The organism is Streptomyces sp. NPDC092296 (assembly GCF_044755465.1).
Lineage (GTDB): Bacteria > Actinomycetota > Actinomycetes > Streptomycetales > Streptomycetaceae > Peterkaempfera.
This window is the reverse complement of the sequence record NZ_JBIVRB010000014.1, coordinates 126,115-146,625: the sequence shown is the minus strand read 5'-3', so window position 1 is coordinate 146,625 and position 20,511 is coordinate 126,115. Positions and strand designations below refer to the sequence as shown.

The 20,511-nt window shown below is 76.5% G+C and carries 16 protein-coding genes; 7 read left to right on the top strand and 9 right to left on the bottom strand.

From position 1 onward, the window contains the following. Nucleotides 1-106: 106 nt before the first annotated feature. The 6 genes from ACIQGZ_RS24570 to ACIQGZ_RS24545 all read right to left on the bottom strand — a co-directional run bounded on the left by ACIQGZ_RS24570 (nt 107) and on the right by ACIQGZ_RS24545 (nt 10,227). Nucleotides 107-3,454, bottom strand: coding sequence for a type 2 lanthipeptide synthetase LanM (locus ACIQGZ_RS24570; protein ID WP_402605441.1), 3,348 nt, complete (start codon nt 3,452-3,454; stop codon nt 107-109). Nucleotide 3,455: 1 nt separating this feature from the next. Beyond that, a complete protein-coding gene (locus ACIQGZ_RS24565) occupies nt 3,456-5,660 on the bottom strand; it encodes an ATP-binding cassette domain-containing protein (RefSeq protein ID WP_402605439.1) in 2,205 nt (734 codons plus the stop codon). Next, nucleotides 5,657-7,933, bottom strand: a complete 2,277-nt coding sequence (locus ACIQGZ_RS24560; protein WP_402605436.1) for an ATP-binding cassette domain-containing protein — start codon at nt 7,931-7,933, stop codon at nt 5,657-5,659. The genes ACIQGZ_RS24565 and ACIQGZ_RS24560 overlap by 4 nt, the downstream gene beginning before the upstream one ends. Then, nucleotides 7,930-8,691, bottom strand: coding sequence for a lipoyl domain-containing protein (locus ACIQGZ_RS24555; RefSeq protein WP_402605433.1), 762 nt, complete (start codon nt 8,689-8,691; stop codon nt 7,930-7,932). Before ACIQGZ_RS24555 ends, ACIQGZ_RS24560 begins: the two co-directional genes overlap by 4 nt. Next, a complete protein-coding gene (locus ACIQGZ_RS24550; protein WP_402605431.1) occupies nt 8,688-9,926 on the bottom strand; it encodes a cytochrome P450 in 1,239 nt (412 codons plus the stop codon). Before ACIQGZ_RS24550 ends, ACIQGZ_RS24555 begins: the two co-directional genes overlap by 4 nt. Nucleotides 9,927-10,053: 127 nt before the next feature. Next, nucleotides 10,054-10,227: a thiocillin family RiPP gene (locus ACIQGZ_RS24545; RefSeq protein ID WP_402605428.1), complete on the bottom strand. Its 174-nt coding sequence runs from the start codon at nt 10,225-10,227 to the stop codon at nt 10,054-10,056. Nucleotides 10,228-10,468: 241 nt separating this feature from the next. Between ACIQGZ_RS24545 and ACIQGZ_RS24540 the strand changes: the two genes are divergently transcribed. Then, nucleotides 10,469-11,410 carry an ABC transporter ATP-binding protein gene (locus tag ACIQGZ_RS24540; RefSeq protein WP_402605426.1) on the top strand — a complete coding sequence of 314 codons (942 nt, stop codon included), beginning with the start codon at nt 10,469-10,471 and terminating at the stop codon, nt 11,408-11,410. Beyond that, nucleotides 11,407-12,216 (top strand): ABC transporter permease, encoded by an 810-nt coding sequence (locus tag ACIQGZ_RS24535; RefSeq protein ID WP_402605423.1) that lies wholly within the window; start codon nt 11,407-11,409, stop codon nt 12,214-12,216. The genes ACIQGZ_RS24540 and ACIQGZ_RS24535 overlap by 4 nt, the downstream gene beginning before the upstream one ends. 125 nt (nt 12,217-12,341) lie before the next feature. On the opposite strand, the gene ACIQGZ_RS24530 is transcribed toward ACIQGZ_RS24535, so the two are convergent. Next, entirely contained in the window at nt 12,342-13,397 is a 1,056-nt protein-coding gene (locus tag ACIQGZ_RS24530; protein ID WP_402605420.1) for an ROK family protein, read from the bottom strand. A 55-nt stretch (nt 13,398-13,452) separates the two neighbouring features. Between ACIQGZ_RS24530 and ACIQGZ_RS24525 the strand changes: the two genes are divergently transcribed. From ACIQGZ_RS24525 to ACIQGZ_RS24505, 5 genes are all read left to right on the top strand, one after another. Then, nucleotides 13,453-14,538, top strand: coding sequence for a Gfo/Idh/MocA family oxidoreductase (locus ACIQGZ_RS24525; RefSeq protein ID WP_402605418.1), 1,086 nt, complete (start codon nt 13,453-13,455; stop codon nt 14,536-14,538). Beyond that, entirely contained in the window at nt 14,535-15,023 is a 489-nt protein-coding gene (locus ACIQGZ_RS24520; RefSeq protein WP_402605416.1) for a heme-degrading domain-containing protein, read from the top strand. Before ACIQGZ_RS24525 ends, ACIQGZ_RS24520 begins: the two co-directional genes overlap by 4 nt. Before the next feature lie 98 nt (nt 15,024-15,121). Then, entirely contained in the window at nt 15,122-16,243 is a 1,122-nt protein-coding gene (locus ACIQGZ_RS24515) for a sensor histidine kinase (protein ID WP_402605414.1), read from the top strand. 487 nt (nt 16,244-16,730) lie between these two features. Continuing rightward, nucleotides 16,731-17,036, top strand: a complete 306-nt coding sequence (locus ACIQGZ_RS24510) for a DUF6412 domain-containing protein (RefSeq protein ID WP_402605411.1) — start codon at nt 16,731-16,733, stop codon at nt 17,034-17,036. Between the two features lie 76 nt (nt 17,037-17,112). After that, a complete protein-coding gene (locus tag ACIQGZ_RS24505) occupies nt 17,113-17,886 on the top strand; it encodes a YidC/Oxa1 family membrane protein insertase (protein ID WP_402605408.1) in 774 nt (257 codons plus the stop codon). Nucleotides 17,887-17,975: 89 nt separating this feature from the next. On the opposite strand, the gene ACIQGZ_RS24500 is transcribed toward ACIQGZ_RS24505, so the two are convergent. Both ACIQGZ_RS24500 and ACIQGZ_RS24495 read right to left on the bottom strand, forming a co-directional pair. Then, on the bottom strand, nt 17,976-18,998 hold the full coding sequence (locus ACIQGZ_RS24500; protein ID WP_402605406.1) for an adenosine deaminase: 1,023 nt from the start codon (nt 18,996-18,998) through the stop codon (nt 17,976-17,978). A 153-nt stretch (nt 18,999-19,151) separates the two neighbouring features. Beyond that, nucleotides 19,152-20,486 carry a DUF445 domain-containing protein gene (locus tag ACIQGZ_RS24495; RefSeq protein WP_402605403.1) on the bottom strand — a complete coding sequence of 445 codons (1,335 nt, stop codon included), beginning with the start codon at nt 20,484-20,486 and terminating at the stop codon, nt 19,152-19,154. Nucleotides 20,487-20,511: the final 25 nt, after the last annotated feature.

Genomic DNA, 20,511 nt, shown 5'->3' with positions numbered 1-20,511 from the left:
CCACCCCCCAGGTCATGCCTTCGACAGGGGGCAACAGTCATGCCGGGCCCGGAGGCCAGCGGCCCCGTTGCGGAGCCGCGGAAAACATAACGGGGGTGACGGCGGGTCAGCGGAGGGTGGCCAGGGGTGCGGTGGCGGGGTCGAGCAGGCGGAGCAGCAGCAGGCCGACGGCGACGGTGCCGTCCAGGGCGCCGAGGTTGACCCGGTCGTCGGCGGCGCGGTCGCCGTACCAGTGGCCGGAGGCGCGGCGGCGGCGCAGCAGTTCACCGACCAGGACGCCGGCCGCCTCCCGGCCGTCGAAGAACGGCCCGGGGACCAGGGCGGGGGCGTCGTCGGGCAGGGTGTGCAGCAGTCCGGCCTCGGCGGCGGTGAGGGCTTCGCCGGCGGTGGCGACCAGGGCGCGGCTGCCCAGTGCGGCGATCTCCTCGGCGGAGACGGGGGCGGCGAGCCGGCCCAGGTCGGCGGGGTGGACGGCGCCGGTGCCGAGCGAGACGGCGGTGTCCAGGCAGGCCAGCCGGCCGCTGCGGGTGCCGGTGGCGAAGCGGTGGGCGCGCAGCAGGTCGCGGGCGGCGTCGGCGTCGCCGAGCAGGGCGGGGGCCTCGGCCACGGCGCGGGCCAGGGCGGCGGCCACCGAGTCGGCGCCGGTGGGGACCAGGTCGAGCAGCCGGACCGGGTCCAGCAGTTGGGCGGGGTCGGGCCGCCGGGCGGGGTCGGGGGTGTCGCCCCGGGCGGCGAGGTGGTCGGCGGCGGCGGCCGCGAGGGTGCGGACGGCTTGGTCGGTGGCGTCGTGGCCGGGGCCGGCGACCCGGCGCAGCCGCAGCAGGTTGAGCAGCAGGCCGGCGGTGCCGAAGGGGGTGTCCTGGTACGGCTGCCGGGGGGCGCGGCCACGGCCGGCGGGGGCGGCGGCGGGTCCGGCGAGGGCGGCGGCGCCGGGGACCAGCGCCTGGGCCCGGGTGACGAAGTCGGGTTCGGCCAGCAGCAGGCCGCCCCGGGCGAGGGCGTGGATGAGGGCGCCGGGTCCGGCCAGGCCGCCGGGGACGGGGGCGCCGCCGACCAGGCGGGCGTCGGCGGCGAAGGCGAACGCCTGCGGGGCGGCGGGGTCGACCAGGTCGGCGGCGGCGGCCAGGGTGCGGTGGGCGCCCCGGTGGAAGCGGGGTTCGCCGGTGGCGGCCCACAGCTCGGCGAGCAGCAGTCCGACGCCGAGGCTGCCGGAGACCAGGTCGACGCCGAGGATCTCGACCTGCCGCAGTCCGGTGGCCGGGTACCAGCTGAGGCCGATCCAGCCGCGGCCGGTGGGGGTCTGCCGCTGGTCCGTGAGCAGCCGGTCCCCGATCCGTACCGCCCGCTCCAGCAGTTCGGCCCGGTCGACGGGGCCGGGGGCGCCGGTGCGGTCGGCGGCGGCGGGGGCCGGGGCGGTGGGCCGCTCGGTGCCCTCCCGGGCCGCGTCCAGGCAGCCGCTGAGCACGGCGGTGTGCGCGTCGAGGTCGAAGTCGGCCAGTTCGGTGACCCGCTGCCGCAGCCGCAGCCAGGCGGTGCCCTGGAAGTGGCCGGGGATCTCCTGGCCGGTGCCGGTGTAGACGGCGGAGGAGGTGGTGAGGGAGCGGAAGAAGGGGACGTCCAGTTCGCGGAAGGCGTCGAGTTCGGAGAGGACGACGTCCAGCAGGTCGCCCCGGTCCGCGTCCCCGGCGCGGGCGGCGACCGCGCCGCGCAGCGCACCGGCGATGACGGTCTCCCGGGTGGCGCCGTCGGTGAGGGCGAGCGGGCTGGTCGACGCCCTGATGATCTTGTATCCGTCCCAGGTGTGCCGCCAGATGTAGCGCACCCACAGCCCCCGGAAGGCGGCCAGCGGCCCGTCCTCGGCGGCGAGTTCGGCGCGCAGCCCGTACAGGGTGCGGTGCATCTCGCGGTAGCCGGCCACCACCTCATCGGTGTACTGCCAGGCGTCGGCGGTCTCGCCGTCGTGCACCGGCCGGTACGGCGGCAGCGGCAGCGCGGGCGTGCCGGTCCCGATCCGCAGGTCACCGGCCCGGGACAGGCAGCCGATGTCGATGGCCGGCTGGTCCCGGGAGGGCACCCACGGCTGGACCGCCATCGCGGTGCGCACCACGGTGGCCTCCAGCTCGTCCAGCAGGCCGCGCTGTCCGGCCGGCAGCGCGGGCGGGGTCTGCACCCGGGGGTAGAGCAGGCACTCCAGGTCGGTGATCACCGGGTACTCGCCGTGGGCGAGCAGGTTGTCCGCCCACAGGTCGCGGCCTTCGAGCAGCTGCACCAGCCGGATGGTCATGCCGAGCCGCCGGTAGAAGCGGGCGAAGCCGTCGCGGGAGTCGCAGGGGGTGTCCGGGACCAGCTCCTCCCAGCCGTACTCGCTCTCGCAGTCGGCGCCCAGCGAGGCGGTCAGGCCGCCGTCGCCCCGGTCGCTGCGCACCAGCACGGTGCGGACCGGCAGGTCCAGCGGCAGCCCGGCGGCGTTGAGGGTGCGGACCAGGTCCAGGTAGGCGGTGGCGTGCCGCATGTCCTTGGGCTTGTAGACCACCCCGGCGCCGTCCGCGAAGCGCAGCAGCGCGACCGAGCGGCCGCCCACGTGGCGGTCCCCGGCGTCGCCGTGCACCGAGGCGAGGGGGCCGGGGTCGGTGCCGTCCCAGAGGCGTTCGACGAGCAGCGCGCGGTCGGCGGCGAGCCGGGCGAACAGCTCGGTGGAGACCCGCTGCCAGTGCAGGCAGGCGACGCCCACCAGGTAGGCCAGGCCGGGCAGCCGCTCCAGCCGGGCCAGCCAGCCCTCCTGGGAGGCGTCCAGCCCGCCGGCCGCGTCCCAGTCGACGGCGCCGGGGCGGCCGGAGGCGGCCTGGTGCTCATGGCAGAGCGACAGGTTGCAGGCCTCGGTGAGCCGGCCGGTGAGGCCGGCCGCCAGGTCCGCGCGGGCGCCGTCGGTGACCGGTACGCCCAGCACGCCGCCGGGGCCGTGCGGCAGCAGCGCGTACGCGGCGCGGCGGAAGGACTCGGCCACCGCGCCGGGCCCGGCGGTGCCCTCGCCGGGGGTGGCGGGCTGGGCGCGCAGGAAGGCGACCAGGGCCTGTGCCCAGTCGGGCAGCCGGGCGGGGTCGCGCAGCACCACCTTGCGCAGGCCGTCGCCGAGCGGGCGGCCGGTGGCGGCGAGGTGGTCGAGCAGCACTCCGGCGGCGGCGGGGTCGCCGGTGGCGCGGCGCAGCCAGGTCTCCACGGCGGCGGCGCGTGAGCGGCGGTCCTCGGCCGGGTCGGGGGCGAACAGCGGGGGGCGGGTGCCGGGCAGGTGTTCGCTGCCCGCGTCGGCCCGTTCGGGGAAGGAGGCGGCCGCGCCGACCAGGGCGCGCAGCCGCTCGTCGCCGCGCGGCAGGTCGGGCAGCAGGGGCTCGCTGCCGGCGGGCGCCTCGTCCTGGCCTTCGAAGGGGCCGATCCACGCCTGTAGGTCGAGCGTCATCTCACATCTCCTGGGGTCGGACGAGGCGGGTGAAGAGCGGGTCGGTGTCGAGCAGGGCGTCATAGCGGCCCACGGCGGCCACCCGGCCGCCGTCCAGTACGTAGATCCGGTCGGCGCGGCGGATGGTGCTGAGGCGGTGGGCGACGACGATCCGGGTGCGGTCCAGGGCGGCGATGCCGTCGGCCACGTACCGCTGGGTGGCGTTGTCCAGCGCGGAGGTCGCCTCGTCCAGCAGCAGTACGGCGGGGCGGCGGACCAGGGCGCGGGCGAGCAGCATCCGCTGCACCTGGCCGCCGGAGAAGCCCTGGGCGTCCTCGCCGATCCGGGTGGCCAGGCCGAGCGGGAGGCGGCGCAGGTCGTCCGCGATGCCGGCCAGTTCGGCGGCGGCCCAGACGTCCTGCTCGGTGGTGTCGGGGTCGGTGCCGGCCAGGTTCTCCAGCAGGGTGCCGCGCAGCATCCGGCCGTTCTGGAGTACGGCGCCGAGGCGGCGGCGGACCAGCCGGGGGTCGAGGCCGGCCAGGTCCTGGCCGTCGTAGCGGACGGTGCCGGACTCGGGGCGTTCGAAGCCGAGCAGCAGCCGGATCAGGGTGGACTTGCCCGCGCCGGAGGGGCCGACCACGGCGATCATCTCGCCGGGTTCGGCGTGCAGCGAGACGCCGTCCAGCGCGGGCAGGGCGGTGCCGGGGTAGCGGAAGGTGACCTGGTCCAGCCGGACGGCGCCGTGCATCGGGCCGGGGTCGGCCAGGCCGCCGCCCGCCGCCTCGGCGGGGGCGGCGAGCACCGGGCGGAGCCGGTCCAGCACCGGGGCGATGCCGTAGGCGGTGGCCGCGGCGTGGGTGACCTGGCCGAGGGCCAGCGCGACCTGCCCGGCGGCCACGGCGGCGGCCATCAGATGGCCGGGGTCGGCGCTGCCGCCGGCGGCGGCGCCGGCCAGCAGCACCGCCAGCAGCGCGGGCTGGAGGGCGGCGGTGAGGGCGCCGGCGGCGGCGTCGGCCCGCATGGCGGCGGCGTCGGCGCGCTTCTGCCGGGCGAAGGGGGTGGCCCAGCGGGCGAACGCCTGGATCTCCCGGCCGGCGGTCTGGATCTTGTCGATGCCGAGCAGCAGCCCGTACAGGACGCCGTGCAGCTGCCCGTGCAGCGCGTACACCTCGGACTCGTGCCGCTGCCGCAGCCTGCCCAGGGCCAGCAGTCCGAGGGTCGCGGCGAGCGCGGCGGCCAGCAGCAGGCCGCCGAGGCGCAGGTCGACGGCGAGCAGCACCAGCAGCCCGGAGAGGGTGAAGAAGGCGCCGAGCACCGCGCCGACCAGCACTTCGGACAGCGCCTGCCGGGCCTGGGCGATGGCGTTGGCCCGGTGGACCAGGTCGCCGGTGCTGTAGTCGCGGAAGAAGCGCGCGTCCTGGGAGAGCAGCCGGTCCCAGACCGCCGGTTCGACGGCCGCCTGGAGGCGGCTGGTGAGGCGCAGCGCGGCGGTGTTGCGCAGCACCAGCAGCAGCCAGCCGGCGCCGGTGGCGGCGGCGAGCAGCAGGGCCAGCCAGCGGAGCGGGTGGTGTCCGGCGCCGACCAGCCGCGGCATCAGTACGCCGGTGCTGAGCGGCACCAGCAGGCCGACGGCGGCGGCGAGCAGTCCGGCGGCGGCCAGCACCGCGAGGTCGCGGCGGGCGCCGGGGGTGGCCAGGCCGAAGCGGAGCAGGCCGCCGGGGGTGGGGGCGCCGGGCGGCAGCGGCCGGTAGAGCAGCAGGGCGCGGCGGGCGACGGCGGGCCGGGCGCCGGGGGCGGCGGGGTCGTGCACCCGGTGTCCCGAGCGGTGCGGCAGCAGGGCGAGCGGGCGGCCGTCGGCGGCGGCGTGGCCGATCATCGGGCCTTCGGTGCGGGACAGGTCGCCGTCGCCGGCCGCGTCGGCGGGCAGGGTGATCGGCCGGCTGCGGACGCCGGTCAGCCGCAGCAGGGCGGCCAGCGGGTCGCGGGCGGTGCGGACGGCGGGCGGCAGCGTCGCGGGGGCGGTGATGCCGAGCGCGGGGGCGAGGGCCCGCAGGACGGCGTGCGCCCGGTCGGCGGGGTTGTCGGCGGCGGGGTCCCGGGGGTCGGCCGGCGGGTCGGTGCGGCGCCCGGCGGGGTGCAGGGTGGCGAGGGCGGCGGCCAGCGCGGCCCGGTTGGCGGCGGCGGTGGCGGCGGGGCCGGGCGCGGGGTGCTCCCGTACGGCGGTCATGGCTGCTCCTGGTCGGGGTCGGCCGCCGGGTCCGCCGGGGCGGGCTCGGCCTCCTCCAGCAGGTCGCGGTAGGGGCCGGGGACGGTGGCGAGGTCGGCGGGGCGGCCCTGCTGGACGATCCGGCCGCCGTCGAGCACCACCACCCGGTCGGCGGCGCGTACGGTGCTCAGCCGGTGGGCCAGCACCAGGCAGGCGGCGCCCCGGCGGCGCAGGTGGCCGGCGACGGCGGCCTCGGTGCGGGCGTCCAGCGCGGAGGTGGCCTCGTCCAGCACCAGCAGCACCGGGTCCAGGGCCAGGGCGCGGGCCAGTTCCAGCCGCTGGCGTTCGCCGCCGGAGAGGTTGCGGGCGTCCTCGTCGATCCGGCCGCCGTCCAGGCCGCCGCGCCGCCGGACCAGCTCGGCGGCCTCGGCGTCGGCGAGCGCGCGGTGCAGCGCGTCCTCGTCGGCGGCGGGGTTCCACAGCGTCAGGTTGTCGCGGACGGTGCCCTCGAAAAGCCGCAGCTGCTGCTCGACGTAGGCGATCCGGCTGGTGACCAGGGACCGGGGCCACTCCTCGCGCGGCCTGCCGTCCAGCAGCACCTGGCCGCTCCAGGGCCGCATCACGCCGGCCGCCAGCCGGGCCAGGGTGGACTTGCCGCTGCCGCTGCCGCCGACCACGGCGACCCATTCGCCGGGCCGTACGGTCAGTGAGACGCCCTGGAGGGTCGGCGGCCGGTTGGGGTCGTAGCCGAAGGAGACGTCCCGCAGCTCCAGGGCGCCGCTGGGGGCCGGGCCGGCGGCGGGGGCGTCCAGCACCGGGGTGAGCCAGGGGTCGGGTTCGGTGGTCTCCACGTCCTCCAGCAGCGCGTTCTGCGCGCGGGCGACGGTGAGTTCGGCGCCCGCGCCGACCAGCTGGGCGACCGGCAGCAGGAAGCCGCCGAGCAGCAGCAGGAAGGCCAGCAGGGTGCCTGCCGGGAGCGAGCCGGCGAGCAGCAGCGAGGTGCCCGCGACGACGGTGGCGGCGGTGCCGGCGGTGGTCAGGGTGGTGGGCAGCGACATCGGGACCAGGACGGCGGCGGCGATGCTCTGCGCGCTGTCCACGGCGCGGGCCTGCCAGCCCGCCCAGGAGCGGAAGAGGGAGTCCTCGGCGCCCTCCGCCTTGACGGTCTCGATGGCGGAGATCCCGGCGAAGGCCACGCCGTCGCGCTTGTACTGCTCGGCGTGCAGGCGGTGCAGCATCCCGCCGCGCCGCCGCTCGGCGGTGCGCAGCGCGACGACGTCCAGCACGGCGACCGCGACCGGGATGGCGGCGAGCCGGGGTTCCAGCCAGACCAGGGCGGCCAGGTGGACGGCGGCGGAGCCGGCGGAGGCGGCGGCGCCCGCCGCGCGGTGCGAGAGCAGCCCGGCCAGGCCGTCGTTCAGCTGCACCCGGGTCACCAGGCCGCCCAGCTGCCGCCGGTGGAAGAACGCGCCGGGCAGCCGCAGCATCCGCCAGAGGAATCCGGCGGAGGAGCGGGCGGCCATCGCCTCCAGCACCCGGTTGACGATGGTCTGCTGGAGCCAGCTGCCGAGCAGTACGGCCGTGGCGGCGCCCGCGGTGGCCAGCACCAGCGGCGCCGCCCAGGCGTGGGCGCCGCCCGCGACGACGCCGATCAGGTAGGCGCGGAGCAGGAAGGCGGCGGCCACCGAGGGCAGGGTGAGCAGCAGCGCGGTGGCGACGGCCAGCAGCAGCGCGGGGGCGTACGGGCGGATGCGGGCGGCCAGGGCCCGCAGCAGCGGCAGGCGGCTGCCGCCGCGTTGGAAGTCGGGTCCGGGTTCGAAGCCGACCGCGATGCCGGCGAAGGACTCCCAGAACTCCGCCGGGGTGGCCGACCAGGAGCCGAGCGACGGGTCGTTGATGTGCACCCGGCCGCGCCGGACGCCCTCGAAGACGGCGAAGTGCGGGCCGGTGACCAGCACCATCGACGGGACCGGCACCGCGCCGAGCCCGAGCAGCCGGTCGTCGCCGCGCACCACCCGCCGGCCCCGGGCCAGCAGCCCGTAGCGGCCGGCGGCGCGGGCCACGGCGGCGGCGCTGACCCCGTCGCGGCTGACGCCGCAGGCGCGGGAGGCCTCGTGCAGGGTGGTGCGGCGGCCGAAGGCGCCGAGCACCACGGCCAGGCAGGCGGCGCCGCAGTCCTGCTCCTCCATCTGCGGGACCACGGGGGTGCGCAGATAGCGGCGGGGACGCTTGGCGGCCGCCGGGGCGGGCGCGGCGGGGGCGGGTGGGGCGGTCCGCTGGGTGTCCAGGCTCATCGGTCGTCCCCCCCGGTGCCCAGGACCACCTGGTAGGGGTGGCGGGCGCCCAGGTCCACCGACGCCTGGAGCAGCAGCGGGCCCGACCCGGCGGGGTCGGCGGGCGTGGGCTCCGGCCGGGCGTACGCGGTCCACACCGGGGCGCCGCCGCCGGGCAGGCCGGGCAGCGCGACCGGCAGGGTGCCGTCGAGGGAGTCGGCGCGGGCGGGCAGCGGCCGGACGTCGGTGATCCGGGCCCGCAGGGTGCTGCCGTCCGGCAGCGGCAGCAGCACCTCGCGGCCGGGGCGCAGCCGGACGGCGTCCTGCTCGGTGGTGGCGAACAGCCGTACGGTGGCGGGTTCGGCGGCCGGGTCGAGGGCGGCCACCGCGCCGCCCGCCGCGACGGTGGTGCCGGGCGGGGCGAGCAGGGCGGTGACGGTGCCGGCCGCCGGGGCGCGTACCTCTTCGGTGCCGTGCGCGGTGCGCAGCACGGCGAGCGGCCGCCCGGCGGTGACCCGGTCGCCGGGCTGGACCCGGACGTCGAGCACCGAGCCGGCGGTGGCGGTGCGGGCCAGGGCCGGGGCGGTGCCGTGGGCGAGTACGGCGGGCAGCGCGAGGGTGTGCGGCAGCGAGCCCAGCGCGGCCCAGGCGGCGCCGGCGCCGACGGCCAGCAGCAGCGCGGCGGCGCCGGCCGCGAGCCGGGCGCCGAGCAGCCGGACGGGGCGGTCGGAGCCGGGTTCGACCACCGCTGCGGCGCGTTCGGTCGCGGTGATGGTCATGACGGGCCCACCCCCGCGCCGACCGGGGTGCGGCTGTGGACGGGGAGGGTGCGCAGGCCGCCGAAGACGAAGTGCTCGTTCCACCGCGCGCTCTGCTCGGTGACGGTGGTGCCGAGCCCGCCGGCCGCGTCGGCCTCGGCCAGTCCGCGCAGGACGGCGGCGCCGGCGATCAGGGAGAGCGGGGCGCCCAGGCAGTGGTGCGGGCCGTGTCCGAAGGCGAGGTGGCGGCGTTCGGCGCGGTCCGGGTCGAAGCGGTCGGGGTCGGGGAAGCGGCGCGGGTCGCGGTTGGCCGCCGCGTACAGCAGCAGCACCACGCCGCCCGCCGGGATGACGGTGCCGCCGACCGCGACATCCTGGGTGACGGCGCGGGCGCTGGCCCGGACCGGGCTGCCGAGCCGCTGGCACTCGTCGAAGACGGCTTCGGCGCTGCCGGGGTCGGTGCGCAGCCGTTCGGCCACGCCGGGGGTGCGCAGCAGCTGCCAGGTGGCGAGGGTGAGGCCGGAGGTGAGCGTCTCCAGGCCGTTGGCGAAGAGCATCACCACGAAGGCGAGCAGGTCCTCGGAGTCGATCCGGCCCTCGGCGCGGGCGGCGGCGAGGCGGCTGACCAGGTCGTCGCCGGGCCGGGCGGTCCGGCGGGCGCACAGGTCCTCGACGTACGCGCGGAAGCCGGCGAACTCGGCGTCCAGCGCTTCGGTCCGCTCCTGGCCGGTGAAGGGGTCGAGCAGCGAGCGGGAGACCAGGTCGGCCCAGCCGGTCACCCGGTGCCGGTCGGCCTCGGGGACGTCCAGGATCGCGCAGGAGACCGCCACCGGCAGCGGTATGGCGAGGTCGGCGACCAGGTCGAAGGAGCCGGCGGCGAGCAGCGGCGCGAGCAGCCGGCCGGCGGTCTGCTCGATCTGCGGGCGGAGCTGCTCCAGCCTGCGGGCGCCGAACGCGGCGGTGGCCAGCCGCTTGAGGCGGGTGTGGTCGGCGCCGTCGCGCAGTGGCAGCATCCGGTCGACGACGGCGGCGAGCGCGGAGGCGCCGGGGCGGGCCAGGCCGATGGAGGCGGGGTCGACCCGGGTGCCGGGGTGCATCAGTACGGTGACGATCTCGTCGTACCCGGAGACGACGTGCACCCGTCCCAGGTCCAGTACCGGGGCCTCGGTGAGCAGTCGGCGGTAGAGCCCGGGTGGATCGTGCCGCGCGGCCGGGCTCTGGATGAACCGCGCGAGCTCGTGCCGGAGGCTGTCCACGCCCGGCCCTCCCTCTTCTCGAAGTGTGAGGGCCGGGTGCCGCGGTGAAGCCGTCGGAGCGGCTCCACCGCGGCACTGGCCCCTCAGGCGGCGCCGGGCGGCCGACGCCGGGTCACGCCTCCGGCACTCAGACGGCGGCGGCGTTCGCGACCGAGCTGAAGGACGAGACCGGGCAGGCGGCGCAGGCCAGCGAGCTGACGCTGACGCCACCGGAGACGGTGTCCAGCTCCTCGACCTCGATGTCGAACTGCTCGGTCTCGGCGGCGGGGGTGGTCTCGACGGCCTTCTCGTTCTCCGACATGGCGGTTCCTTCCATGCAGTGCCTTGGGCGCTTTTTCCGGGGCTTTTCCCCGGCCGCTTCCGGCGATGAGAAAAATATGCACCCGATCCCCGTGCCACTGTCAGTGGGAAACGTCAGCAAAACCCGATGGAAAATGTCATACCCGCCACCCATGACATTTTGCACCCCCGCGCCCACCTGCACATACACCACCCGACAAGGCTACTTGCACTCGCCCGGCACCCGACTGCACCCTGTTCTCATGAAAACCAATGAATCCCCCACCGACCCCCGGCAACCAGCCGTCGAAGTCCGCGATCTGCATCGCACGTACGGCGATTACCAGGCCGTACGCGGCATCTCCTTCACCGTCGCCCGGGGCGAACTCTTCGCCCTGCTGGGCACCAATGGCGCGGGCAAGACCACCACCCTGGAGGTGGTGGAGGGCTACCGGCCGCCGAGCGCGGGCACCGTCCGGGTGCTCGGTCTGGACCCGTACGCGGACGGGCCGCTGGTCCGCCGCCGTACCGGGGTGATGCTCCAGCAGGGCGGCTTCTTCGGTGAGCTGACGGTCCGCGAGACGCTGGACGCCTGGCGGACCTTCACCAGCGGCGCCCGGCCGGCCGGCGAGGTGCTGGAGCAGGTGGACCTCGCCGCCAGGGCGCGGGTGCGGGTCGACCGGCTCTCCGGCGGCGAGCGCCGCCGGCTGGACCTGGCGCTCGCCGTACTGGGCTCCCCCGAACTGCTCTTCCTCGACGAGCCCACCACCGGCATGGACCCGGAGGCCCGCCGCAACACCTGGCGGATCGTCAGCGGACTGCGCGCCGCCGGCACCACCGTCGTCCTGACCACCCACTACCTGGAGGAGGCCCAGCAGCTGGCCGACCGGGTCGCCATCATGGACCGGGGCCGGATCGCCGCCGAGGGCACCGTCGCCGAGGTGCTGGCCGGGCACGGCGCCCGGATCACCCTCCCACTGCCGGCCGGGGTGCACCCGGCGGACCTGCCGCTACTGGACGGCAGCGCCCCGACGCTGGAGCAGGGCACCGCCGTGTACGCCGTCGGACGCACCGCGCCCGCGCTGGCCGCCCTGCACGGCTGGGCCGCCGCCCGGGGCGCCGCACTGGACGGCATCGAGGTGCGCACCGCCTCGCTGGAGGACGTCTTCCTCGACCTGTCGCACGAGAGGGTGGGCACCCGATGAGCTGGCTCTCCTACTCCCGTGGGCAGTTCCTGCTGTCCTGGCGGGTCTTCTGGCGCAACCGGCGCTCCACCTTCATCGGCTTCGCGCTGCCGGTGCTGCTGAACCTGGTGGTCGCCGCGCCGCTGCGCGACCGGCAGATCGGCGGGGTCAACGCGGCGGGCTACACCACCGTGGGCTTCATCGGGCTGGCGCTGGTCACCTCGTTCGTCAATCTGCTGGGCGGGGTGGTGGCCCGCCGGGACGACCTGGTGCTCAAGCGGCTGCGCGGTACCGAGGTGCCGCCCACCGCCGTCTTCGCCGGGCAGATCGCGGCCGGCGGCGCCGTGGTGCTGCTCCAGGTGGCGGTGCTGGGCGGCGTGGCGGTGGGCTGGTTCGGCGCCCCGCTGCCCGCCGATCCGCTGCTGCTGGTGCTCGCCCTGGTCGGCGGCTACCTGGTCTTCGCGGTGCTGGCGCTCGCCCTGTCGGGGCTCACTCCGGGGTCGGAGAGCGCGCCGCTGGTCGCGATGCCGGTCCTGCTGCTCTGCATGTTCGGCGCGGGTGTCTTCATGCCGCTGGCGTCACTGCCGGGCTGGCTGCGCGCCCCGGCCCACGCGCTGCCGCTGGCGCCGGTGGTCCAGACGCTGCGGACGGCCTGGTTCGGCCGGGACTTCGGCGGCGAGAGCTGGGACGGGCACGCGCTGCCCGCCCTGGACCTGCTGCACGGCTGGCAGGCGGCCGGCCCCGCCCTGCTGCTGATCGCCGCCTGGGCGGCGGCGGCCGTCGTACTGACCCGGCGACTGTTCCGCTGGGAGCCCCGCCACAACTGACCGGCGCCGGCCCGGGGCTGCCCTCCGGCACCCCGGGCAGCACGGCCCCACCCACCACCAGCGGAACCACGACGTCCACCCGGCCATCCCAGCCCGACCGTCCCCACCCCCACCCGCCGGCCCCCTCACACCCCCCGGCCGAAGAGCGGCGCCAGCACCAGCTCCGCCGCCCCCGCCGCCACCGCCCGCCGCCCGGCGCGGGCCACGGTGACCGGCACCGGCCGCCACCCCGGATCGGGGATGCGCTCGGCCACCTGCGCCGCGACCTCCCGTACGAAGACCTCCGGCGCGGCCAGCACCGCCCGGCCGCCCAGCACCACCCGGTCGACATCCAGCAGCCGCACCACATTGGCGACGCCGACCCCGACCAGCCGGGCGGCGCCGACCGTGTCCCCGGCCCGCAGCGCGGCCAGGCAGAGCGCCTCCAGGCAACCCCGGTTGCCGCAGGCGCAGCGCGGGCCGTCCAGCCGTACCGTCTGGTGGCCGAACTCGCCCGCGTTGGTCCGGGGCCCCCGGTAGAGCGCGCCGTCGAGCACCAGCCCGGCGCCCAGGCCGCTGCCCAGGTGGACGTAGACCGACGACCCGGCCGGCTGCGGCTCGGCCAGCACCGCCGCGTTGGTGTCCTTGTCGACCAGCACCGGCAGCCCCAGCCGCTCCGCCAGCGCCGCGCGCAGCGGGTAGCCGTCCCACTGCGGCAGGCCGGGCACCCGGTGCGGCACCCCGGTCCGGTGGTCCAGCGGCCCGGGGCAGCCCACCCCGACGCCCAGCAGCCGCCCGGCCGGGACCGCCGCCGCGACCTCGCCCAGCCGCGCCGCCACCTCGGCCGGCACCGCCCCGGGCTCCCCGGCCGACCTGAACGGGCCTTCGACGCAGCCGACCTGACGTCCGGCGAGGTCGGCCAGCAGCACGGTGAGCCAGTCCCGGTCCAGGTGCACCCCGGCCGCGTACCCGGCCTCCGGCACCAGCCGCAGCAGCGTACGGGGCTTGCCGCCGGTCGACTCCCGGCCCGCCTCGGCCACCAGGCCGTCGGCCCGCAGCCGGGCCACGATCTTGCTCACCGCCTGCGGGGTGAGCCCGCTGCGCTCGGCCAGCTCCGCCCGGCCGAGGCCGTCACGCCCCCGCAGCAGGCCCAGCAGCACGGCGGCGTTGTGCCCGCGCGGCGGCCGCTCCGAAGTGCTCACCCGTCCATTGTGCCGGTTGCTTGCACTTACGCAACGCCGTTGCTTAAGTGGTCGCATGTCCGCACCAGCAACAGCCAGCCCGCTCCGCGTCGGCCTGGTCGGCTACGGCCTGGCCGGCTCCGCGTTCCACGCCCCGCTGATCGCCACCACCCCCGGGATGCGGCTGGCCGCCGTGGTCACCGCCGACCCCGAGCGCCGCGCCCGGCTGCACCGCGAACACCCGGACGCCCGAGCCGCCGACACCCCGGAGCAGCTGCTCGCGGACCCTTCGGCGCTGGACCTGGTCGTCATCGCCTCGCCCAACCGCACCCACGTCCCGCTCGCCCGCGCCGCCCTGGCCGCCGGGCTGCCGGCCGTGGTCGACAAGCCGCTCGCCGCCACGGCCGCCGAGGCCGCCGCCCTGATCGCGCTCGCGGAACAGCACGGCCTGCTGCTGACCGTCTTCCAGAACCGCCGCTGGGACGGCGACTTCCGCACCCTCCGCCGCCTGGTCACCGGCGGCGAGCTGGGCCGGGTGCACCGCTTCGAGTCCCGCTTCGAGCGCTGGCGCCCGCAGATCAAGCCCGGCTGGAAGGAGCTGCCCGACCCGGCCGAGGTCGGCGGCACCCTGTACGACCTGGGCAGCCACCTGGTCGACCAGGCGCTGACCCTCTTCGGCCCGGCCGCCGCCGTGTACGCCGAGATCGACAGCCGCCGCGCGGGCGCCGCCGTGGACGACGACGCCTTCATCGCCCTCACCCACACCTCCGGGGTCCGCTCCCACCTGTGGACCAGCGCCGTCGCCGCCCAGCCGGGGCCCCGGCTGCGGGTGCTCGGCGACCGGGCCGGCTACGTCAAGTACGGCCTGGACCCGCAGGAGGCCGAGTTGCGGGCCGGCCGCCGCCCCGGCGACGGCGCCCCCTGGGGCGTCGAGCCGGAATCCGCGTACGGGCTGCTCGGCACCGAGGGCGACACCCGGCCCGTCCGCACCGAGCCCGGCGACTACCCCGCCTTCTACCGGGCCGTCGCCGCCGCCCTGCGCGACGGTGGACCGGCCCCCGTCGACCCCCGGGACGCCATCGCCGCCCTCACCGTGCTGGAGGCCGCCCGCCGCTCCGCCGCCACCCACTCCGTCGTCCACCTCAACCCCGAGGAAGCATGAGCGTCCCCCTGAACCCCACCGACCTGGCCGAGCTGATCCAGCGCATCGAGGACGAGGAGCGCCGCCTGGTCCTCACCCGCTTCGACAACGACGACGCCTGGCGCCTCGGCTGCACCCTCACCGAACTCGCCCGCACCCGGCGGCTCCCGGTCACCGTCGACGTCCGCCGGGCCGGGCAGCAGCTGTTCCACTGCGCGCTGCCCGGCACCAGCGCCGACAACGACGCCTGGCTCCGGCGCAAGTCCCGGGTGGTCGACCGCTTCGGCCACTCCTCCTACCTGGTCGGCCTGCGCCACCTGGCCCGGGGCACCACCTTCGAGGAGAAGTCGCGGCTGGACCCCGACCGCTACGCCGCCCACGGCGGGGCGTTCCCGATCACCGTCGCCGGGGTCGGCGTCATCGGCACGGTCGCCGTCTCCGGCCTCCCGCAGGGCGAGGACCACCGGCTGGTCGTCGACGGACTGGAGCGCTTCCTGGCCGCATGACATCCGTCATACCGGACGGCCGACGACGCTCACTGGTACGGCACGGCGGCCCTCGGGCAGGCTGGTGGCCCGTCCGTACCAGGTCCAGAGGAGCGCGCATGCACCGGATCAGCGACTGGTGCCGCCGCTGGAAAGTCCGCGAGTGGTGGTTCAGCGTCATCTGGCTCTGGGGACTCACCCCCGGCATCGACACCCTCGCCCACCGCCCCACCTGGGCCTTCGCCCTGGCCGTCACCGGCGCCGCCGTCTTCTGCCTGGCCTTCGTCACCACCGTCGCCCACGCCAGCCGGGGCGGCAGCCCCCGGCTGCGGGTCAGCTGCTGGGCGGTCACCGCCGTGCTGGCCACCGCCTTCACCCTGCTGCTCGGGGCGGCCTGGCTGCCGATGTACCTCTACGTCGCCATCTGCAACGCCGCCGCGTTCCCGCTGCGCCGCGCGGTCCCCCTCGCGGTCGGCCTGGTCGCCCTCCAGTGGACCACCGCCCTGGCCGCCGGCGCCCCCTTCGCCACCTACTGGCCCTGGCTGGCCGCCGCCGCGGCCGTGGCGGGCTTCAGCATCCTGGGCACCGAGCGCAGCCGTACCAAGGCCCGGCTGCGCAAGGGCGAGGAGGCCATGGCCCAGCTGGCCGTCAACGAGGAGCGCCTGCGCTTCGGCCGCGACCTGCACGACCTCCTCGGCCACTCCCTCTCGCTGCTCGCCCTCAAGACCCAGCTCGCCGAACGCATGGTGCACACCGACCCGGACGGCTGCGCCAAGCAGCTCGCCGAGATGCGCGAGATCACCGTCACCGCCCTGGCCGAGGTCCGGGAGTCCGTCACCGGCTACCGCCGCCCCACCCTGGCCACCGAACTCGCCCGCGCCCACACCACCCTCACCAGCGCCGGCATCCGCCCGGACATCGACCCCGACATCGAGCCGCGCGCGGGGACCCTCCCGCCCGCCCGGGAGGCCGCCCTCGCCTGGGCGCTGCGGGAGTCGGTCACCAACGTGGTACGCCACAGCGCCGGCGCCCGCTCCTGCCGCATCCAGCTCACCCACCGCAACGGCCAGTACATCCTCACCGTCCAGAACGACAGCACCACCACCCCCACCGCCTCCTTCGGCAACGGCCTTTCCGGCCTGCGCGAACGCCTCGCCCTCGAAGACGGCCACCTCGAAGCCGGCCCCATCCCCGGCGGCTTCCACGTCAGCGCCCACCTCCCCGAACCCGCCACCCCCTGAACCCGACCCCCCACCAAGCCGCACCAACCCACCAGCTCCCCCAAGCCGCACCAACCCACCACCAGCCTCACCCGGGCCCGGCCCTTCCCCACCCCCACCAAGCCGCACCAACCCACCAGCACCCCCAAGCCGCACCAACCCACCACCAGCCTCACCCGGGCCCGGCCCTTCCCCACCCCCACCAAGCCGCACCAACCCACCAACACCAACCACGCACGGACCTTCCTCCCCCCTCCGGGCGGAAGGGTGGCGGACGGGGAGGGGTGGGGGTCCCGGGCACTCAGGAGGACCGGAACCGGTGACCTGACGCGAGGAACGAGCGGCAGGACACCGTGAGGACCGGACGCCCGGGACCCCCACCCCGGACCGGCCGACACCCGCACCCACCCACCCACCCACGCCCCACCACGCCCCGGCCAAACCCCACGCCCCACGTACACTCGCTCAGAGAACCAACCCCCAACCCGCGCCATGAGGAGGAGCCCCCGTGCAGCTGCCCACAGCCGCCGCCGGCCTCTGCTGGCACACCCTCGGCCACCTCCTCCTCGGCCCCACCGCCCTGACCGCCCTGACCGCCTTCGCCGCAGCCGCCACCCTGGCCCTGCTGGCCGGCGTCGTCTCGGGCACCCTCACCACGGCCCGCCTGCTGGGCACCGCCGCCCCGCACGCCGTACGGGACCGCGCCCTGCGCCGCCGTGCCTGGCACACCGCCTTCCTCCCGCAGCGCGACCCCGACGCCAGAGGCAGATCACGCCCCAGGGCACCCTCCGCAGCGGCCCCGACGGCCGCATAGCACCCCCGCACGTCGCCATCCGGCCGTCCTCCGCCACTCCCCGTCACCCGACGAGACCCCGGAGGGCTCGCTCACCATGTCCGTTCTCAGCGTTCTCGACCCCGCCGTCGGCCTGGCCCACCACGCCGTCGCCGGCCTCGCCCAGGTCGTCCCCACCGCCGCCGCCATCGTCGTCTTCACCATCTGCGTCCGGCTGCTGCTGCACCCGCTGGCTCGGGCGTCCGCCCGTGGCGAGAAGGCCCGCGCCCGGCTGGCCCCGCAGGTCGCGGAGGTGCGGCGCCGCCACCACCGCGACCCGGAGCGCCTTCAGCAGGCCCTGACGGAGCTGTACCGCAAGGAGGGCGCCTCCCCGGTGGCGGGCTGCCTGCCGATGCTGCTCCAGATGCCGTTCTTCTCGGTGATGTACCGGCTGTTCACCCGCCCCACGGCCGGCGGCGCACCCGATGACCTGCTGCACCACACGCTGTTCGGGGTTCCGCTGGGCAGCCATGTCACGGCGGCCCACGGCCCGCAGCTCGCCGTCTTCCTCGGCCTGTACGCCCTGCTCGCCGCCGTCGGCGCCGTCAGCTTCGTCCGCGCCCGCCGCACGGCCGCCGCCACCCCGGCCCCCACCCCCACCGAGCAGGCCAAGCAGACCAACCGGCCCACTTCCGCCGACCCCAGCGCCAGGGCAGCCGCCCTCGCCCCGTACCTCTCCTTCGGCACGGTGCTCTTCGCCGCCCTGGTCCCCCTCGCCGCCGGCCTCTACCTGCTCACCACCACCGCCTGGACCGTCGCCGAACGCGCCCTGCTGCACCGCCCCGCCCCGGCCCCCACCCCCCTCACCACCGGCGCCGCCACCACCGCCTGAACCACCAGGGAGCGGCGGCGGCCCACCCGGGCCCCCGCCGCTCCCACCCAGCCACACCCGGCCACACCCAGCCGGACCAGCCCGACCCGTCAGCCGTTCCGCAGCCACCCCGCCGCATACGCGTCAATCTCCGCCGTCAGCCGGGCCTTGCCCCCGGCGTCCAGGAACGACGCCTCCACCGCGTTCTTCGCCAGCGCCGCGACCCCCGCCTCGTCCAGCTCCAGCAGCCGCGCCGCCACGCCGTACTCGGTGTTCAGGTCGGTGCCGAACATCGGCGGGTCGTCGCTGTTGACCGTCACCAGCAGCCCGGCCGCCACCATCTGCCGGATCGGGTGGTCCTCGATCCGCTCCACCGCCCGGGTCGCGATGTTCGACGTGGGGCAGACCTCCAGCGGTATGCGGTGCTCACCCAGGTAGTCGACCAGCCGGGGGTCCCGTACCGCCTGCGTGCCGTGCCCGATCCGCTCCGCACCCAGTTCGAGCAGCGCGTCCCAGACGGTCTGCGGCCCGGTGGTCTCCCCGGCGTGCGGCACGCTGTGCAGCCCGGCGGCCCGCGCCCGGTCGAAGTACGGCTTGAACTGCGGGCGCGGCACGCCGATCTCCGGGCCGCCGAGACCGAAGCTGACCAGCCCGTCGGGGCCCGTCTCCAGCGCCAGCCGCGCCGTCTCCTCCGCCGACTCCAACCCCGCCTCGCCGGGGATGTCGAAGCACCAGCGCAGCACCACGCCCAGCTCGGCCTCCGCCGCCTTCCGGGCGTCCTCGATCGCCTCCATGAAGGCCACGTCCGGGATGCCCCGGCGCACCGAGCTGTACGGGGTGACCGTCAGCTCCGCGTACCGGATGTTCTGCCGGGCCATGTCCTCGGCGACGCCGTAGGTGAGCGCCCGTACGTCGTCCGCGTCCCGGATCAGGTCCACCACCGACAGGTAGACCTCGATGAAGTGCGCGAAATCCCGGAAGGTGAAGTACTCCGCCAGCAGCTCCGGATCGGCCGGGACCCGGGTGGTGGCCTCGTGGCGCGCGGCCAGACCGGCCACCACCCGGGGCGAGGCCGAGCCCACGTGGTGCACATGCAGCTCCGCCTTGGGCAGCCCGGCGACGAACGCCGCCATCCCCCCGCCGCCGCCCGCACCCGAACCCGAACCACCCACACCAGTCACATCCACGCCACCCACGCCACCCACGCCACCCACCACAGACTCCCTCTCACCCATGACCGACCCACCGCCTCCACGGTCCGAACCGCTCCCGCATCGTCGCACGCCTCACCCCGCCACCAGCACCGAGACCGTGTGGATCAGCAACCCCGCCAGCGCCCCCACCACCGTGCCGTTGATCCGGATGAACTGTAGGTCGCGCCCCACATTGGCCTCGATCTTCCGCGACGCCTCCACCGCGTCCCAGCCCGCCACCGTCTCCGAGATCAGCGAGGTGATCTCATGCCGGTAGGTGTCCACCACATACCCGGCGGCCCCCTCCAGCCACCCGTCGACCTTCGCCTGCAACCGCTCGTCGGAGGCGAGCCGCTCCCCGAAGGACCGCACCCCGTCCCTGATCCGCCGCCGCAGCTCGCTGTCCTCGTCCTCCGCCGCGTCCAGCACCAGCGACCGCACGGCGCTCCACGACGAGGCGATCAGCTCCTGCACCTCCGGCCGGCCGAGCAGCTGGGCCTTGGCCCGCTCCACCCGCGCGATGGTCTCCGGGTCGGTACGCAGCTCCGCCGCGAAGTCGGCCAGGAAGCTGTCCACCGCGCCCCGCGCCGGGTGCTGCGGGTCGTCCCGCACCTCCTCCGCGAACCGCAGCAGCTCCTTGTGGACCCGCACCCCCACCTGGTGGTCGATGAACTTCGGCGTCCAGCCCGGCGACTCCTCCGCGATCCGGGCGACCACCTCCTCCCGGTGCTCCACCAGCCAGTCGCGCAGCCGCCGCGCCACCAGGTCCACCATGCCCCGGTGGCCGCCGTCCGCCACCACCCGGCCCAGCATCCGCCCCATCGGCTGGGCGACCTGCTGGGCCGCGGCCCGCCGGGTCACCGCCTCGCCGACGACCGCCTGCACGTCCTCGTCGCGCAGTACGGCCAGCACGCCGCGCAGCGCGGCGGACGCCTCGGTGGTCACCCGCTCGGCGCTGCCGGGCGCCGCCAGCCACTCCCCGGCCCGCCGGGCGATCCGCAGCGCCCGCAGCCGGTCCCGTACGACCCGCCCGGACAGGAAGTTGTCGCCCACGAACTCACCGAGGCTGCGCCCGAAGACGTCCTTCTTGGTGGGGATGATCGCGGTGTGCGGGATGGGCAGCCCGAACGGGCGGCGGAACAGCGCGGTGACCGCGAACCAGTCGGCCAGCGCACCGACCATGCCCGCCTCCGCCGCGCTCTCCAGGTAACCGGCCCAGGCTCCGGCGCCCGAGGCCCCGGCCCATCTGGCCAGCGCGTACACGGCAGTCGCCACGGCCAGCAGGCCGGTCGCGAACGCCTTCATCCGGCGTACGCCGCGCTGCTTGGCCTCGTCGGACGCGGTGAACCGTACCGCCGTCGCCCCCGTGCCCCCACCGGCCCCGTCACCCTGAGCGTTCACGCCATCCACTCTTCCCACAGCCGCCATCACCCACCCGTCATCGCCCGCCCGT